Source organism: Methylobacterium oryzihabitans, from assembly GCF_004004555.2.
GTDB classification, from domain to species: Bacteria; Pseudomonadota; Alphaproteobacteria; order Rhizobiales; family Beijerinckiaceae; genus Methylobacterium; species Methylobacterium oryzihabitans.
The window spans coordinates 1-255 of record NZ_SACP01000199.1 but is presented as its reverse complement, the minus strand read 5'-3'; the positions used below and the strand labels follow the sequence as shown (position 1 = coordinate 255).

The 255-nt window shown below is 72.2% G+C and carries 1 protein-coding gene; it reads right to left on the bottom strand.

Features of this window, described 5'->3' with window-relative positions; genetic code table 11:
- A partial coding sequence (locus EOE48_RS29020) for an NAD(P)-dependent oxidoreductase (RefSeq protein WP_281292812.1) occupies positions 1-255 on the bottom strand: 255 nt, incomplete at both ends.

Here is a 255-nt window from a genome sequence, read left to right as displayed (position 1 = left end):
TCACCGCGCCCTCCGTCGAGCCGATGTCGGAGTAATCCACCAGCTTGCGCGCCACCTCCGACCCGATCCGCTCCTGCGCCTCCTCGGTCGACCCGCCGACATGCGGCGTCAGGATCACGTTGTCCAAGCCCTGCAGCGGCGACACGAACCGCTCCGCGTTCGACGCCGGCTCGACCGGAAACACGTCCACCGCCGCCCCCCGCAGGTGACCGTCGCGCAGCGCCCCGGCCAGCGCGTCGAGGTCCACCACCGTGC